We start from the raw sequence: 15,113 nt of genomic DNA, 5'->3' as shown, positions 1-15,113 counted from the left end.
GTTACGGAAACGAAAATGCCCGGGCCAGGCCGGGGCATTTTGATTTTGGATCAATATTCGGATCGCTGTGCTGTCACCTGTTTCCCGGGTCCGGGATCACGCGTGCCGCGACCAGCCGATTCCAGATGAACAGCACCACCAGCGCGCCGATCGTGGCGGTGATGAAGCCGGCGCCTTGTTCAGGACCGTAATGGCCGATCGCCTGGCCGATGAAGGTCGCGAGAAACGCGCCGGCGATGCCGAGCACGGTGGTGAGAATAAAGCCGCTTGGATTGTTCGGCCCCGGCGACAGGAACCGCGCGATGATCCCCGCGATAAAGCCGACGATGATGACCCAGATGATGCCGCCCATGACTGTCGTCCTCCTCAGATGGAATCAACGCTGCCGCTAAAGCCTGCGGTGCAGCTCGTCGCCGCTCGGCAACCGCCCGTCGGGCGTCAGGTGATTGATCGCGTCGGGCAGATACTGGCTCAAGCCCTGGAGCAGATCGTCGCGCGACAGGCCGCTCTGCGACGCCAGCGAGTCGATCTGGTCGGCGCCGAGCGCGTTGGCGAGGTCGCCGGGCGCGATCTGCTTGTTGGGGCCGTTGCTGACCCAGGAATTGGCCGCATCGCCATGACCCTTCTGCTGCAATTGATTGAGCAGGTCGCCAAGGCCGCCGCTGAGCACGGTGCCGGCTGCGCCGCCGGCGAGCAGGCCACCGAGGCCGCCCTTCAGCAGATCGCCGAGCCCGCCGCCACCGGCGCCGCCGGGCAGGCCTGCGGTGACGTTGCCGGGAGGAAGCGGCGGCGCCTGCGCCGGCTTCGGCTCAGGGGCGCTCGCGTCCGCCTGGCCGCCGGAGAAATGCTTGACTGCCTTCCAGGCAAGCAACGCCAGGATAGCCATCGTCATCGGCGACATTCCGCCGCCGCTCGAACTGTCGGATGATGTGCTTGGCCCGCTCGGACCGCGGGGGCCGTTCTGCATGCCGTTGAGTACGTCGAGTAAACCCATGATCGTCCCCTGCCGCAACCGTGCCCCGAGCGGGAAACATAGCTTCCGCCCATGACGGTTACAAGGCGGGCCACCCGGCCTGCGGTGCGTGGAAATAGGCAGGCAACCCAAGGTCTGCTATCGAGCCAATGATGAATGGACGTTCCAGATGAACAAGGACCGGCCGATCGGCATTGCGGGCGCCGGAAGCATCGGCTGCTTCGTCGGCGGCATGCTCGCGGCCGCGGGGCGCCGTGTCGCGCTGCTGGCGCGGCCACGGCTGATCCAGGAGATCGCAGGCAACGGCTTGCGGATCAGCAGCTTTGACGGCTCCGAGCGGACGGTATCCGCGGACCGGCTCATTGTGTCCGACGATCCGTCGATCTTGTCCGACGTTGAAACCGTGCTGGTGACGGTGAAGAGTGCCGATACCGCCGCGATGGCCGATGTGATCGCGCGTCACGCGCCTGCCGATGCCGCGGTGATCAGTCTGCAGAACGGCGTCGGCAATGTGCCGCTGCTGCGCGACCGCCTGCCGGGCCGCAAGGTGCTCGGCGGCATGGTGCCGTTCAACGTGGTCGCGCTCGGCGACGGCCGCTTCCATCGCTCGACCTCCGGCGACATCGTGATCGCGCAGGATGACGCGGGCACCGCAATGCGGCTGTCGGTGCCGGGCCTTGCGATCAAGGACACCGGCAATATCGACGGCGTGCAGTGGGGCAAGCTGACCGTCAATCTCAACAATGCGCTCAATGCGCTGTCCAATATTTCGCTGCGGCAACAGCTCGCGCAGCGCGGCTGGCGACGACTGCTTGCCGATCAGATGGCCGAGGGCCTGGCCGCGGTGCGCGCCGAAGGCATTGCACCGGTATCGCCGACGCCGCTGCCGTCGAGCTGGATGCCGCCTTTGCTGCGGCTGCCCTCGGCCGCACCATGAAGATCGATCCCGAGGCGCGCTCCTCGATGTGGGAGGATCTGCAGCGCGGCCGCCGCACCGAGATCGACTATCTGCAGGGCGTGATCACCGCGATCGCGGATCGCCGCGGGCTCGCGGCGCCATTGTCGCGCCGCGTCATCGCGCTGATCCGGAAGGCGGAGGCGGACGGCAAGGGATCGCCGGGGCTGACGCCCGAACAGATCCGCGATGGCAGCGACCATGAACGCCGATGATCGTCCGCCACGTCGATCGAACAACAGAGGAGGTGACATCATGAAACGGTCCAGCATCATGCTGCTCACGCTTGTTGCGCTCGTGGCCGGCCCGGCCCGTGCGGCGCCGCCGACCGTGACACCGTCGCCTGGCTATGATGCGCGCTTGCAGGAGCAGCGCGCGGCGGCTGCGGCAGCGAGCCGAGCGGCCGTGCCTGCGCACAGATCGGTCGCGCCCCGACACCACAAGCGCACCCGCGCGCGCTGATCCATTACAGAGACGACCTCAGATGAAGCTGCTGTTCCTCGCGCTCACTTTCGTGTTTGGCTTCGCCACGGCCGCAGGCGCCGCCGACTATGCCGGCTCGATCAGCGCCTACCGGCGCGCCAACCGCATGCCCGCGGTGAAGCTCGACGCGAAGCTGAACGGGATGGCGCTGAAGCAGGCGCAGGCGATGTCGGCGACCGGATCGGTCAGCCACTCCGCGGGCGGCAGCTTCTTCACGCGCATCGCGCCGCTCAAGAAACAGCGCGCCGCCGAAAATATCGGCGCCGGCTTCATCGCCTTCGCCGAGATGCTGAAGCAGTGGGAGAATTCGCCGGGCCATCGGGAGAACCTGTTGATGCCGGGCGCCAGGCGCGTCGGCGTCGCCTTCGTCGACAACCCGAAGTCGCCGTACCGCAGGTTCTGGGCGATGGTGATTACCGATTGACGTCGGTTCGCTTCGCAACCTTGGTCGGTGGCGGCGGTGTCGGCGTGAACAGCTTCTTCAGGCCGTCCAATCCCTCGGAAAGCCGCGGCCATTCGCAGGAGAACGTACCCTTCACGCAGTTGCTTGCCCGCGGCCGCGGCTCGGGAATAGGGACGGCAGCGACCCGCGGCTTGACCGGCCTTGCGGCGGGGACGGGGACTTTCGCAGTCTCACTGCGCACCGGCTCATTGTGCAATGATGCCTGCTGGATCTGCGGCGGCCGCACCGGCTGTGTCTCCTGCCGCTCGAGTTGCTTCGCATTGAACGCCGCGACGATACGCGAGCGGCGCTGCTGCTCGAGATAGCCGGTATATTCCTGGTCGATCTTCTTTTGCTCGTCCGGTGTCGGATTAGGACCGGCGATGTCGAAGCTGCGGTCCTGCATGAAGTCGTAATAGGTGTAGCCACCACCAGGCTTGCGACGGCCGGCGAACTTGGCGTTGCAATCGGCGAGTTGCGCGGTCTTGTCTTCCCTGGTCTTCGCCTTCTCGGCGAGGTCGGCGCAGTCCTCGAAGTCCTTCGGCCCGCCGCGCCACCATTGCGCGTGCGCGCTCATCGGCGCCAGCACACAAGCGGCGGCGAAAACGGCAACAGCCAACGTCGATGATCGTGACGGCATCACGGACATTGAGACCAAACCCGAACGACACAGAGTGAGCAGATTGTCGCCATTTTAGTGACACTTGTCACCCGGGAACCCGACGATTTTCCTGACCTGTGGAATGTTGCCGGGGCTGATGGAACCCAGCCTTCGCGATTGGAATAACTGAAGAATCTCATCGGAACGGGCCGGAGATCAGAACAATTCGCCTTTAATCGTTCACTTCACCCTGTGCAGCAGTGCAACCAGTTCCGCCTGCCGGTGGGTGCCGGTCTTCTGGAAGATCGTCTTGAGCTGATTGCGCGCGGTGGCAAGGGCAACGCCGGCCTCCTGCGCGGCCGCTTCGACCGAATCGCCGCGCGCAAGCCGGGTGGCGAGGCGTGCCTGCGCCGGCGTCAGTTCGAACGTCGCCGTCAGCAGCGCCTGATCGAACGCCGCGCTGCCTTCGAGATCGCGGATCAACAGGATCGCGCGCGCCCCGAGGAACGGCGAGCGCGCCGCCGGAGGCACCGGTTGGATCTGGATCACGATCGGCCGCTTGTCGACCCGGCGCACCACGATCGGCGACGACGGTAATGGGTGCAGGTCCGAGCTGTGGGCCAGCAGATCGATCAGCCTGGTCAGATCGGCATTGGCCTGCCGGTCGAGCAGCGTGAGGCGATTGTTGCGGATCGCAAGGTCGTAGCCGAGGCAGCTTTCCGCCTGACTGTTCATGCCGATGACGGCGCCGAAGCGGCCGACGGCAATCGCGGCGACTTGGATCAGATCGAGCGCGCTGGTGATGCCCGAGAGCGCGGAGCGGCCGACGACGGCGGAGAGCGTCGCGGCTTCCGTGAGCGGCGCCGACACCCTTCGCAGCGCCTTGATCTCGTCGGCGTCGAACAAGCCTTCCCTGGGTGAGCGCTGGATCGTCAGTGCCCACAATGCCGGGCCGGAGTGGAAGCCGACGGCCGCGAACCATTTCAGTCCGAACTCGCCGAGCGTGGCGTAGAGCGGATCGCGCAGCATCTCGGTTTCGGACTCGAACAGATCCGCATCGGTGATGACATCGACGCCGGCGTGCATCAACGGCACGCCGCGGGCCGCGCGGATGTCGGTGAGGTGAAGGTTGTGCGGGAAGTAGGTCTTGGTGAAATACTCGGTGATCGAGTCCGTGCGCGGAATGTCTTCGGTGCGGATATCGCTCTGAAGCATCGCAGCGCCGGTCGCGCCGACGGCGGCGCAAACCTCGTCCATGAAGGACGGCCAGGTCGAGGGATCGAGAACCACATCGCCGAGGCGCGCGGTCACATCGTCAAGCCTGTGCAGGTCGACCAAAATTCAGCTCCGCCGATGCAAACAGCGTTGTTTTGTCAGGCGAAACAGGCTGCATCTTGTTGCGCCCGGTACCGGGCATAAGAGAACCCAGGGGCCCGATATGCAAGTAAAATCAGCGACAGGCTAGGGGCGGGGTCCGCAAGCGCTGGCGAAACGTGATCGAAAATCGGCGGGTCCCGCTGGCCGGTACGATCCGGCCGCTACGATAAGTGACCATCCTCACGGTGGTCGGCTTCGGTCAGCGCCACACGGCAGAAGCTGGCGGCGATCGCGACGACCTCCTCGACGGCCTGCGGGTATTGCTTCGACACCCAGCGCAGCGCGATCGAGATGACGGCGCCGACCATGCCGACCGAGAGCAGTGAGGCGGCCGCGCCCTTGTCGCTGCGCTTCGCATCGAGCGCCGGCGGCACTAGGATATCGCTGAAGACGCGCAGGGCGTCGAGCTTGACGGCATCGACCGCCGGACTGATGCCGGAAATTTCCAGCAGAAAGACCCGCGCGGGCTTCGGGTGCTGCTTCAGCCGCGTGAAATACAGCGTCAGGGCGGCACGCAGCCTCATCTCGGCATCGTCGCCCACGGCTGCGGCGGCAGCGGTCATTTCCTCGTGCAGGTGGCCGACGACATGGCCGTAGGCCGCGATCAGCAGGGCCTCGCTGTTGGCAAAGGACTCGTAGAAATAGCGCTCGGTCAGCTCGGCCGCCTCGCAGATCGCCTTCACGGTGGCGCCGCGATAGCCGACCTCGCCATAGACCTCGATCGCGGCATCGATCAGCTTGAGCCGCCGCTCCGCGCGGCGTTCCTCGGCGTCCATACCGCCATAGAGGCGGGCTTTCCGGCTGCTTGCCATGAAAGCGTATTGACACGAGGCATTGTCAGATGTCAAGTTATCTGACAATATACATTGTCAATACTACCACGGGAGAGGATCAGGGCATGTCCGCTGATTTCGACGTGTTGATCGTGGGTGCGGGACTGTCGGGCATCGGCGCCGGCTACCATTTGCAGGCCAACTGCCCGGACCGCAGCTACGCCATTCTTGAAGGCCGCGACTGCATCGGCGGCACCTGGGACCTGTTCCGCTATCCCGGCATCCGCTCCGACTCCGACATGTACACGCTCGGCTATTCGTTCCGGCCGTGGACCGAGCCGAAGGCGATCGCCGACGGCCCCTCGATCCTGAACTATGTGCGCGAGACCGCGCGCGTCTATGGCATCGACAAGAACATCCGCTTCAACCACCGCGTCGTGCGCGCCGACTGGTCGTCCGCCGACTCGCAATGGACGGTCGAGGTCGAGCGGGGGCCGGAGAACACGATCGAGCGCCTCACCTGCAACTTCCTGTTCATGTGCAGCGGCTACTACAAATACGAGCACGGCTACACGCCCGACTTCCCCGGCATCGCCGATTTCACCGGCCGCGTCGTCCATCCGCAGAAATGGACCGACGACATTGACTATGCCGGCAAGAAGGTGGTGGTGATCGGCAGCGGCGCGACCGCGGTGACGCTGGTGCCGGAAATGGCCAAGACCGCCGCCCATGTCACGATGCTGCAGCGTTCGCCGACCTACGTCGTGGCGCGGCCCGATGAGGACAAGGTCGCCAACTGGCTGCGGGCACGGCTGCCCGCCAAGCTCGCCTACGGCCTCACGCGCTGGAAGAACGTGCTGTTCGGCATGTATTTCTACCGGCTCTGCAAGCGCGATCCGGAGCGCGTGAAGAAGCTGATCCTCGGCGGCGTGCGTCACGCGCTCGCCCCCGACTACGACGTCGCCACCCATTTCACGCCGGTTACAATCCGTGGGACCAGCGGCTCTGCCTGGTGCCGAACGGCGATCTCTTCCAATCGCTGCGCAACGGCGGATCGTCCGTCGTCACCGACCAGATCGAGACCTTCACGCCCGGCGACATCAAGCTCAAGAGCGGCAATCTGCTCGACGCCGATATCGTGGTGACCGCGACCGGCCTCGATCTGCAGGTGCTCGGCGGACTCGAGATCAATGTCGACGGCGCGCGTGTCGATCTGTCGAAGACCATGAACTACAAGGGGCTGATGTACTCGGGCGTGCCGAATCTCGCCGCCGCCTTCGGCTACACCAACGCGTCATGGACGCTGAAATGCGACCTGACCTGCGAATATGTCTGCCGTATGCTCAACCACATGAAGGCGAACGGCTACGCGCAGGTCACGCCGCGGCGGAACGATCCGACCGTGACCGAACTGCCCTGGGTGGATTTCTCCTCGGGCTATATCCAGCGCGCCGCCGCCAGGTTCCCCAAGCAGGGCTCGCGCCGGCCGTGGCGGCTCTACCAGAATTATGCGCTCGACATCATGACGCTGCGCTTCGGCTCGCTGAAGGATGAGGCCATCGAGTTTCTGCCGGCGCGTCGGGCGAGCGCGGATGGCGCCCCGAATCCGGCCCGGCAGGTGGCGTAACGCGCGACGCGCCAAACGCTGCGCAACTTCGCGCACGTCCGTTGTGGCGCGGGCTGGCGATCACCCGGCAGCTCTGCTATGGGATGGCGACGCCCGCATGCCTTCGCTGCGGGCGGTGCGGTCCCGTAGCTCAGCCGGATAGAGCGACGGTTTCCTAAACCGTAGGTCGGAAGTTCGAGTCTTCCCGGGATCGCCATTTCTCGCTCGGCCGCACGCTGTCGGCGAGGCTTTTACACCACGCATTCCGGCGCGATCTGCCCGGCGTTTGCTCCCCCAAGTTCACCCGAGATCAAGTTCACCCCAAATTAGGGAAAGCCCGGGACAATGGGGAGGGGGCACCGGAAGACCGCGCGTATGCGAGCTAGCGTTCCAGAACGGGTTGAGCAGGGGGGCGGCGACGTCCTTCGCGATCCGCTGCGTTCAAAAGGCCGGCCGCTCGTCGTCGATGTCGACGAGGTCATGCGGGGAAGCTCCGTCCCACCCGAGATCGCATCCGACTTGATCCGCCGCTTTCGCGCTTTCGCCGCGGCGATCACCGCTCCCCTTGGAGCGCAAGCGCCATCGACGCATGGTGTAGATGCATCGGGGTTCGATCCATCCCGGGCGCAATTCGACCACGATGCGGTAAGGTTCCTGCTGCAGGTGCTGGGCGAAGGCCGCCCGGTCTACCTTTGCTCGGAAACCCATCCCGAGCCGTTCGTCAGCGCGGTTGCCCAGCATCTTGGCGTCTTCACCGCCTGGGCCGCCGCGCCGGAACGTCAATTGCCGGCGGCACAGCGCGAAGAGCTGCTGCCCGTGCTTCGCCAGGGCTTTGACTATATCGGCAGCGCGGCAGTCGTGTTGCCCGATTCCGCATCGCGCCTCGCCCGCCCCGGTCGATCCGAGCCGTCCGCGCCCGCGCAGGTCGGCATGCGCAGCTGGCTGAAGCTGTTCAGGGTGCATCAATACGCGAAGAACGCCCTCGTGCTGGTGCCGCTGCTGACTGCACACAAATTCGCACCGGGATCGGCCGCGACGTCGCTGCTTGCCGTGATCGCATTCTCGCTCTGTGCGTCGGGCGCCTACATCCTGAACGATCTGCTCGACGTCGAGGCCGACCGCGCGCATCCGACCAAGCGCAACCGTCCGATCGCAAGCGGCGCCATCCCGGCATCGCGGGCCGTCGGTGCGATGGCCCTGGCGCTGGTCGCCGCATTTGCGATCGCAATGTCGATATCGATCGAGTTCGGCGGCGTCCTGCTCGGCTATTTCGCGCTGACCACCTCCTATTCGTTCTGGCTCAAGCGCATCGCGACCGTCGACGTCGTCGTGCTCGCCACGCTTTACACCGTCCGCGTGATCGGCGGCGCCGTCGCGATCAGCGTGCCGATGTCGGAATGGCTGCTCGCGTTCTCGCTCTTCATCTTCATGTCGCTGGCGCTGGTGAAGCGCTATATCGAGCTCGCCAGCCAACCGGACGGCGCCGTGCTGGCGGCGCGCGGCTACCAGGTCGAAGACAAATCGATGATCGCGATCCTCGCCGCCGCGTCAGGCTTCAACGCCGTCGTGATCTTCACGCTCTACATCTCGTCCGATACGGTGCGCGCGCTTTACAGCCATCCGCAACTGCTCTGGGTCGGTTGTCCGATATTGATGTACTGGATCGGCCGTGTGATGCTGTTCGCGCAGCGCGGATTGATCGACGACGATCCGGTCATCTTTGCGCTGAGGGATCGCGTCAGCTGGGTCGCGCTCGGCGCGATCGGCGCCATCATGCTCGCCGCCATCTAGCGATGCCGGCGGCTGCGTTACCAGGAGCTGTGATGTCGACCTCCAGTCCGGGCGGCATTGGCCTGTCCGGCTGGGGCAACTATCCCAAGGCGTCGTCCGAATTGCTGACGCCGCAGACGCCGGCAGGCGCCCGGGACCACCTGCTTGCGCGGTCAGGCGTCGTCGCGCGCGGGGCCGGGCGGGCCTACGGCGATGCCGCGATCGGTACGCAATCGACGATTTCGTCGCGCGGCCTGAACCGGATGCGGAGCTTCGATGCCGCAACCGCCCGATTGACGGTCGAAGCCGGTGTCACCATCGCCGACATCCTTGCCGTTTTCGAGCCGCGCGGCTTCTTCCTCAAGGTCGTGCCCGGCACGAAATTCGTGACGATCGGCGGCGCGATCGCGGCCGACGTTCACGGCAAGAACCATCATCGCGATGGCGGCTTCGGCACCATCGTCGATTCGTTCCGCCTCGCGCTGCCTGGCGGCGAGATCGTCACCTGCTCGCGATCGGAAAACGCCGCGCTGTTCGCGGCGACGCTGGGAGGCATGGGCCTGACGGGCATGATCCTCGACGCGACGCTGCGGCTGCTGCCGATCGAGACCGCCTGGCTGCGTCAGGACACCCGCGTCGCCGGCAATCTCGACGCGGCGATCGATCAGCTGGATAGCAGCGCATCGAGCACCTATTCGGTGGCCTGGATCGACTGCCTTGCGCGCGGTGCGGCGCTCGGACGGTCGCTGGTCTATCTGGCCGAGCACGCCACGCGCCGCGACAAGGATATGCTTGGACCGGACCTCGAGACGTTTCCCAAGCTTCGCACGTCGCGGCTCGCGGTCCCGGAGCTATTTCCGGGATGGCTGCTCAATCGCGCATCGATGCGGGTGTTCAATGAGCTGTACTTCCGCCGCGGCGCCGCGCATCCGGGCAAGCCGCGGCTGGTCCATTGGGACTCGTATTTCTTTCCGCTCGATGCGATCGCCGACTGGAACAGGATCTACGGCCGGCGTGGCTTCGTGCAATATCAATGCGTGATCCCGCTCGACCGCGCGCGCCGTGTTCTCGCCGAAATTCTCGATCGCGTGTCGCGGCGCGGCGATGCGTCGTTTCTCGCGGTACTCAAGCAGCTTGGCGAAGGCAGCGGGCCGATGTCGTTTCCGCTCCGCGGCTACACGCTGACGATGGACTTCCCGGTCAGCGACGCGCTGTTCGGGTTTCTCGACCAGCTCGACGCGCTGGTGGTCGATGCCGGCGGCCGGCTCTATCTCGCCAAGGACGCGCGGCAGTCCCGCGCGACATTCGAATCCGGATATCCCGGCCTTGCGGCCCTGCGGGACATCCGCCAGCAGACCGGGGCGAGCAGCCGCTTCGTGTCCCATCTTTCAGCACGGCTTGGAATTTGATGACCGGCACAAAATCAATTCTGGTGATTGGCGGCAGCTCGGACATCGGGCACGCGACCGCGCTACGCTATGCGCGGGACGGATGGCGCGTGATGCTCGCCGCCCGCGATATCGAGGCGGCACAGCGCAATGCGGACGACATCAAGACGCGAAGCGGTATCGAAACCTCGGTTGTCGCGCTCGACGTGTTGCAGACAGGGCAGCTTGCCGGCTTCGTCGCCGGCCTTTCCACGCTTCCTGACACCGTCGTATGCGTTGTCGGAGAGCTCGGCGATCAAGGGCGTGCCGAGACCGATCCCGAGCTTGCGACGAAGATCATGCGCACCAATTTCGAGGCGCCCAGCCTGCTGCTCGAACTGTTCGCGCAAGCCTTCGCGACGCGCGGCTCGGGAACCATCGTCGGCGTGAGCTCGGTCGCCGGCGATCGCGGGCGGGCCTCGAACTATTACTACGGCGCGGCCAAGGCCGGCTTCTCGCAATTCCTGTCCGGCTTGCGCAATCGCCTGGCGCTTGCGGGCAAGGTCCGTGTCGTCACCGTCAAGCCGGGATTCGTGCGGACCAGGATGACGGCGCATATGAAGCTGCCGGCTCCCCTGACGGTGCAGCCGGATCGAATCGCGGAGGATATCTTCCGGGCCGATGTGACGAGGCCGCGTGACGTGATCTATGTGGCCCGCCGCTTCCGGCTGGTGATGGCGATCATCTGCGCGCTGCCGGAGACGATCTTTAAACGGATGCGTATCTGATGCCTGGCGTCGCCGCCAACCACGCGTCGTTCCCGCGATCCAGCGCGATCCGGCAGAGCGTCCCGCTTGTGACGGCATCGCTGTGGCTCGTGCTGTTCGCGGCGACGCTGATCTTCAGCGTCACGTTCTGCGACGGCCGGCTGGTCTTCACCCTCGACGATCCCTACATCCACCTCGCCGTCGCCGATCACATCCGGTCCGGCGGCTACGGCGTCAATGCGTCCGAGGTCTCGTCGCCAAGCTCGTCGATCATCTGGCCCTACCTGCTGGCCGTGACCGAGACGTTGCATCTTGGCGCATTCGGTCCGCTCCTGATCAATGCCGCGGCCGCGGCAGCGACCGTCGTGGCTTTCCTGCGCATTCTTGAATCGGCTGAACTGCTTGGCCCCGGCCGGGAGAAGCCGCTGCTGTTTTTCGTCGCGTTGCTCGCCATTTTTTCGTCAAGCGCGATCGCGCTGCCGATGACCGGCATGGAGCACAGTCTTCACGTTTGGGCCACGGTCGCGACCTTCGGCGGCCTGACCGAAGCCGCGCGCGGACGGTCGCCGACCGCCATGCATTTCGCGGCGCTGGTGCTGCTGCCGCTGATTCGCTTCGAGGGAATCGCATTTGCCATCGCGGCGATGATGGGGTTTGCTCTGCTCGGCCAGCGCCGTTTTGCCGCCGCGGCCGCCGCCGTGACGCTCTGCGCGTTCGCCGCGTACTCCTCGCGAATGGCCTCGCTCGGGCTCCCGCTTTTGCCGAGCTCGGTACTGCTCAAATCGCGCATCGCCGAATCCGGCTATGAAGGAACCGGCGTGTTCGCCTCCATCCTCCGCAATCTCGGCGACAGCTTCGCTGATCCCGCCGGCTTCAGGCTGATGCTGCTCGGTCTTGCGCTCGCCGGCGCGACGGCGCTGCTGCGCTCCGACCGCGGCGCGCTGATCGTCTGTGCGACGGTGCTCGCCGCGATCGCTGCGCATCTCGGCTTTGGCCAATATGGCTGGTTCTACCGGTATGAGGTTTACATTGTTGCGCTTGCGGTGCTGGCGCTGCTCTACGCGGTTGCGCGCGCGCGAACGGTCTTGAGCGTCCCGCAATGGACTGCCGCCGTGCTCGCCGGCGTCGGGCTAGCCGGTTTTGCCAGCGTGGGCTATGTCAGCGCCGCCCTGGAGACGCCGTTTGCCTCGCGCGGCGTCTACGAGCAGCATTATCAATTGGGCCGCTTCGCCCAGCAGCTTTACCGGCGGCCGGTTGCCGTGAACGATCTTGGGCTCGTTGCCTGGGGAAATCCGAACTTTGTCCTGGATCTGTGGGGGCTCGGTTCGGAGCGGGTGCGCAAGGCGAAGCGCGCCGGCCGCTACGGCCCGGCCGAGATGGCCGCGCTCGCCGACGAGTATCATGTCGGCGTCGCCATGATCTACGACAGCTGGTTTGCGCAGAGCGTGCCGGCGAGCTGGAGGAAGGTCGCGGTCCTGCACACGATTCCGGTGACCGGCGCGCGGGGTGACGTAACCTTCTACGTCACGCCCGCCGCGGAGCCGCAGCTCGTCGCCGGCGCCCTGAAGGCCTTCGCGTCGACCCTGCCGGCGCGCGATCGTCTCGAAATGATGGCGCCGTGAGGGTTACGTGATCGCGGGGGGGGGGGCGTCGCGCCGGGTGCTCAAATCCTCGCAAGCGGCCCCTGCGCCGGGACGGAAGCGGCGCTTGACCCGCGCAGCAGCAGGATTCCGACGATCAGCGTGATCAGCGCGGCGATCCCGAAGCCCCCGATCGAAAGCACGTCGACCCAATGGGCGTCCGTGCGGGGCGTGTTGTTATGGACCGTGTGCATGTAGCCGAAGGCGCCGATCGGTATCGGCGCGGCATAGATGATCGCACGTTCCCACTCGCGGGCCTTGGCCTGAAGCGCCGGCAACAGCAGCGCCATTCCGACACTGAAGATCAGGAAGTCATAATCATACGCATAGGGGCTGATGCAAACCGATACGATCGCGGTCAGGCCGAGACTCTCGCGCACCGGCATCTTGCGGTAGGCCGCGACCAGCACGACGCCGAGCGCAAGGACGGCGACGACGCCCTGGCCGATAAACGCTGCCGATGCGGAGAACCCCGTGGTTCGCAGCGCGGCATAGGCCGAGACCATTCGATACAGCGGATAATAGGCTTCCCGCAGGAATACCGACGAATCATGCACGCTCTGCAGCATTACGGTCCAGATCTGCATGCCGAACAGCACCGTGCAGATCGCCGAGCTGATCAGCACGACGGCGCCCGCCGTCATCACGACGATCCACGAGCGCCGCAGGATGGCATAGAGTGCGTAGGCAACGGCGAAATGCGGCTTGATGATCATGAGACCAAGGGCCACGCCCGCGAGCATCGGTCGCTCTTCGAAGTACAGGCACACCAGTCCGATCAGTGCGGCGGTAAGGAAGCTGTTCTGACCGCATGCCAGCGTGACCCCGATCGTCGGAAAGAAAACGATCAGCACGAGCACGAACCGGTTTCCGGCAAGACGCCGCAGCACGGCGAGGTAAAGAGCCAGCGTCGAGGCCATGAACAGCAGATAGGCCATTCCGAACGGGACCAGCGCGAACGGAGCCAGCAGCAGGTTGAATTGCGGCGGATAGGTCCATGGCATGAAGCCGTCGTGCCCGCCCGACGCCTGCTTCTCGATGATGGCGAGCTTCGCGAATTGATAGGCCTGGTCGAGGTCGCCGAGCCACACCAGCTTTGCGGTAATGTAGAAGGCGGCAAAGTCGACCAGTTCGCGGCCGTGCCCCAGCCCCAGCTGGGAGAACCACACAACCTTGAACAGGAGGGCGGCGACCAGCATCACGAGAATCCCGCGCGTGTAGTTGGTGCGCTTCGAGTCCGTCGACTGAATGGTTTCGAGCGTTGTTGCGAGCATCAAGCCGGGCCCTGTGATGGCAACCCAAGCTAGATTGAATAGGTTAAGCAGTCGAAAAATTGCAGGGAGAGGGCGGTTGGTCCCCGTCGCCTGACAGCCGCAGGGATGTATGAAATCGGACGGTGGAGGCTGGAACCGGACGGTATCTCGGTGTCCGGATGCGACTTTCGCTGGACGCTCCGTCGGCGGCAGTGATAACGGCTGACAAGAACCATCTCACGACGGACCGCATGCCGAAACCGCCGCCTCCTTCCAATCGCGGGCCCAGCCCATCTCCGGTCCTGCAACGCGCCGTGGTCGCATTGCAGATGGGACAGGTCGTCGAAGCCGAGCGGCTGGCGGCAGAGGTCTTGAAGGCAAACCGGACGGATGTCGGCGCGGCCTCGATCCTGGCACGGGCGCTGATGATCCAGAACCGCAACGAGGAGGCGATCGCGCCACTCGAGCGGGCCGTGCGCCGCGTCGACGATCCCGGCCTCGAGACCCTGCTCGGCGCAGCGCTTGGAGGCGCCGGTCGCGGCAGCGAGGCGATCGATCTGCTGCGGCGAACCACCGCGCGGCGGCCGCCGTACCTGCCGGCATTCCAGGCGCTGGCAGGGCAATTGCACTCGGCCGGTCGCATCGACGAGGCGGTTGCCGTCATCGAGAGCGCGCTTGCTCTCGCGCCGGGGAGCCTCGAGTTTCAGCTCCTGCTGGCGCAGCTGCTGCCCCAGCGCAATGAGCGCGGCCGGGCGCGCGAGATTCTGGAGAAGCTGCGCATTGCGGCGCCGGGACATCCGGATGTTCTGGCCGCGCTCGCGCGTGTGCTGCTGCTCGATGGCGAATATGCTGCCGCGGCGGATCTCTACCGCCAGGTGATGGCGCAGCGGCCCGACGATCCCTTGATGCGTCTCAGCTTCTCCGCCAGTCTTCTGGAAATGGGCGACCGCGCGGCCGGCGAGGCCAATCTGCGTCTGGCGTTGCGCGGCCGGCCGCAAATGATCGGCCGCACGACGGCCGCGCTGATCATGTCATCGCACGGCCGCTTCTTCTTCCGCCGCAGCGCCTTTGCGGAATTCCTGAGCTAGCGTTTTCGAGCGAAGCAG

The 15,113-nt window shown here is 65.5% G+C and carries 13 protein-coding genes, 1 tRNA gene and 2 pseudogenes; 10 read left to right on the top strand and 6 right to left on the bottom strand.

The window, feature by feature from the left end:
• Positions 1 to 73: 73 nt before the first annotated feature.
• Together ACE10X_RS42315 and ACE10X_RS42310 are read right to left on the bottom strand one after the other, a co-directional pair.
• Positions 74 to 352 carry a GlsB/YeaQ/YmgE family stress response membrane protein gene (locus tag ACE10X_RS42315; RefSeq protein ID WP_028336227.1) on the bottom strand — a complete coding sequence of 93 codons (279 nt, stop codon included), beginning with the start codon at positions 350 to 352 and terminating at the stop codon, positions 74 to 76.
• Between the two features lie 36 nt (positions 353 to 388).
• Positions 389 to 994 (bottom strand): YidB family protein, encoded by a 606-nt coding sequence (locus ACE10X_RS42310; protein ID WP_038384722.1) that lies wholly within the window; start codon positions 992 to 994, stop codon positions 389 to 391.
• 148 nt (positions 995 to 1,142) lie between these two features.
• Between ACE10X_RS42310 and ACE10X_RS42305 the strand changes: the two are divergent.
• From ACE10X_RS42305 to ACE10X_RS42295, 3 genes and pseudogenes are all read left to right on the top strand, one after another.
• Positions 1,143 to 2,143 (top strand): annotated as a pseudogene (locus ACE10X_RS42305) (2-dehydropantoate 2-reductase).
• A gap of 40 nt (positions 2,144 to 2,183) precedes the next feature.
• Positions 2,184 to 2,390 carry a hypothetical protein gene (locus tag ACE10X_RS42300; RefSeq protein WP_028341850.1) on the top strand — a complete coding sequence of 69 codons (207 nt, stop codon included), beginning with the start codon at positions 2,184 to 2,186 and terminating at the stop codon, positions 2,388 to 2,390.
• Positions 2,391 to 2,412: 22 nt separating this feature from the next.
• Positions 2,413 to 2,835 carry a CAP domain-containing protein gene (locus ACE10X_RS42295; RefSeq protein ID WP_038384723.1) on the top strand — a complete coding sequence of 141 codons (423 nt, stop codon included), beginning with the start codon at positions 2,413 to 2,415 and terminating at the stop codon, positions 2,833 to 2,835.
• On the opposite strand, the gene ACE10X_RS42290 is transcribed toward ACE10X_RS42295, so the two are convergent.
• The 3 genes from ACE10X_RS42290 to ACE10X_RS42280 all read right to left on the bottom strand — a co-directional run bounded on the left by ACE10X_RS42290 (position 2,825) and on the right by ACE10X_RS42280 (position 5,643).
• Positions 2,825 to 3,502, bottom strand: a complete 678-nt coding sequence (locus ACE10X_RS42290) for a hypothetical protein (RefSeq protein WP_038384724.1) — start codon at positions 3,500 to 3,502, stop codon at positions 2,825 to 2,827. The two genes, ACE10X_RS42295 and ACE10X_RS42290, sit on opposite strands and share 11 nt — an antisense overlap.
• 192 nt (positions 3,503 to 3,694) lie before the next feature.
• Positions 3,695 to 4,792: a helix-turn-helix transcriptional regulator gene (locus ACE10X_RS42285; protein WP_038384725.1), complete on the bottom strand. Its 1,098-nt coding sequence runs from the start codon at positions 4,790 to 4,792 to the stop codon at positions 3,695 to 3,697.
• A 200-nt stretch (positions 4,793 to 4,992) separates the two neighbouring features.
• Positions 4,993 to 5,643 (bottom strand): TetR/AcrR family transcriptional regulator, encoded by a 651-nt coding sequence (locus ACE10X_RS42280; protein WP_051002983.1) that lies wholly within the window; start codon positions 5,641 to 5,643, stop codon positions 4,993 to 4,995.
• Between the two features lie 86 nt (positions 5,644 to 5,729).
• Between ACE10X_RS42280 and ACE10X_RS42275 the strand changes: the two are divergent.
• From ACE10X_RS42275 to ACE10X_RS42250, 6 genes and pseudogenes are all read left to right on the top strand, one after another.
• Positions 5,730 to 7,231, top strand: a pseudogene (locus ACE10X_RS42275) (flavin-containing monooxygenase).
• 119 nt (positions 7,232 to 7,350) lie between these two features.
• Positions 7,351 to 7,427: transfer RNA gene (locus ACE10X_RS42270), tRNA-Arg, on the top strand.
• A 263-nt stretch (positions 7,428 to 7,690) separates the two neighbouring features.
• Positions 7,691 to 9,001, top strand: coding sequence for a UbiA family prenyltransferase (locus ACE10X_RS42265; RefSeq protein ID WP_244435795.1), 1,311 nt, complete (start codon positions 7,691 to 7,693; stop codon positions 8,999 to 9,001).
• Between the two features lie 32 nt (positions 9,002 to 9,033).
• Positions 9,034 to 10,389, top strand: coding sequence for an FAD-binding oxidoreductase (locus ACE10X_RS42260; protein WP_304557345.1), 1,356 nt, complete (start codon positions 9,034 to 9,036; stop codon positions 10,387 to 10,389).
• Positions 10,389 to 11,135, top strand: a complete 747-nt coding sequence (locus tag ACE10X_RS42255; protein ID WP_038384731.1) for an SDR family oxidoreductase — start codon at positions 10,389 to 10,391, stop codon at positions 11,133 to 11,135. The genes ACE10X_RS42260 and ACE10X_RS42255 overlap by 1 nt, the downstream gene beginning before the upstream one ends.
• A complete protein-coding gene (locus ACE10X_RS42250; RefSeq protein WP_038384732.1) occupies positions 11,135 to 12,736 on the top strand; it encodes a hypothetical protein in 1,602 nt (533 codons plus the stop codon). The genes ACE10X_RS42255 and ACE10X_RS42250 overlap by 1 nt, the downstream gene beginning before the upstream one ends.
• Positions 12,737 to 12,777: 41 nt before the next feature.
• On the opposite strand, the gene ACE10X_RS42245 is transcribed toward ACE10X_RS42250, so the two are convergent.
• A complete protein-coding gene (locus ACE10X_RS42245) occupies positions 12,778 to 14,028 on the bottom strand; it encodes a glycosyltransferase family 87 protein (protein WP_038384733.1) in 1,251 nt (416 codons plus the stop codon).
• A 308-nt stretch (positions 14,029 to 14,336) separates the two neighbouring features.
• Here ACE10X_RS42245 and ACE10X_RS42240 point away from each other — a divergent pair, with 308 nt between their 5' ends.
• A complete protein-coding gene (locus ACE10X_RS42240; RefSeq protein WP_038384734.1) occupies positions 14,337 to 15,095 on the top strand; it encodes a lipopolysaccharide assembly protein LapB in 759 nt (252 codons plus the stop codon).
• Positions 15,096 to 15,113: the final 18 nt, after the last annotated feature.

The organism is Bradyrhizobium sp. Pha-3 (genome assembly GCF_042258325.1).
Lineage (GTDB): Bacteria > Pseudomonadota > Alphaproteobacteria > Rhizobiales > Xanthobacteraceae > Bradyrhizobium > Bradyrhizobium elkanii.
The sequence above is the reverse complement of the archived record's forward strand: the minus strand, read 5'-3'. Positions and strand labels throughout refer to the sequence as shown.

Excerpts from the sequence above, each read along its gene's own strand:
- ACE10X_RS42315 (WP_028336227.1), bottom strand. The coding sequence starts at position 352 with ATGGGCGGCATCATCTGGGTCATCATCGTCGGCTTTATCGCGGGGATC.
- ACE10X_RS42310 (WP_038384722.1), bottom strand. The coding sequence starts at position 994 with ATGGGTTTACTCGACGTACTCAACGGCATGCAGAACGGCCCCCGCGGT.
- ACE10X_RS42300 (WP_028341850.1), top strand. The coding sequence starts at position 2,184 with ATGAAACGGTCCAGCATCATGCTGCTCACGCTTGTTGCGCTCGTGGCC.
- ACE10X_RS42295 (WP_038384723.1), top strand. The coding sequence starts at position 2,413 with ATGAAGCTGCTGTTCCTCGCGCTCACTTTCGTGTTTGGCTTCGCCACG.
- ACE10X_RS42290 (WP_038384724.1), bottom strand. The coding sequence starts at position 3,502 with ATGTCCGTGATGCCGTCACGATCATCGACGTTGGCTGTTGCCGTTTTC.
- ACE10X_RS42280 (WP_051002983.1), bottom strand. The coding sequence starts at position 5,643 with ATGGCAAGCAGCCGGAAAGCCCGCCTCTATGGCGGTATGGACGCCGAG.
- ACE10X_RS42265 (WP_244435795.1), top strand. The coding sequence starts at position 7,691 with ATGCGGGGAAGCTCCGTCCCACCCGAGATCGCATCCGACTTGATCCGC.
- ACE10X_RS42260 (WP_304557345.1), top strand. The coding sequence starts at position 9,034 with ATGTCGACCTCCAGTCCGGGCGGCATTGGCCTGTCCGGCTGGGGCAAC.
- ACE10X_RS42255 (WP_038384731.1), top strand. The coding sequence starts at position 10,389 with ATGACCGGCACAAAATCAATTCTGGTGATTGGCGGCAGCTCGGACATC.
- ACE10X_RS42250 (WP_038384732.1), top strand. The coding sequence starts at position 11,135 with ATGCCTGGCGTCGCCGCCAACCACGCGTCGTTCCCGCGATCCAGCGCG.
- ACE10X_RS42245 (WP_038384733.1), bottom strand. The coding sequence starts at position 14,028 with ATGCTCGCAACAACGCTCGAAACCATTCAGTCGACGGACTCGAAGCGC.
- ACE10X_RS42240 (WP_038384734.1), top strand. The coding sequence starts at position 14,337 with ATGGGACAGGTCGTCGAAGCCGAGCGGCTGGCGGCAGAGGTCTTGAAG.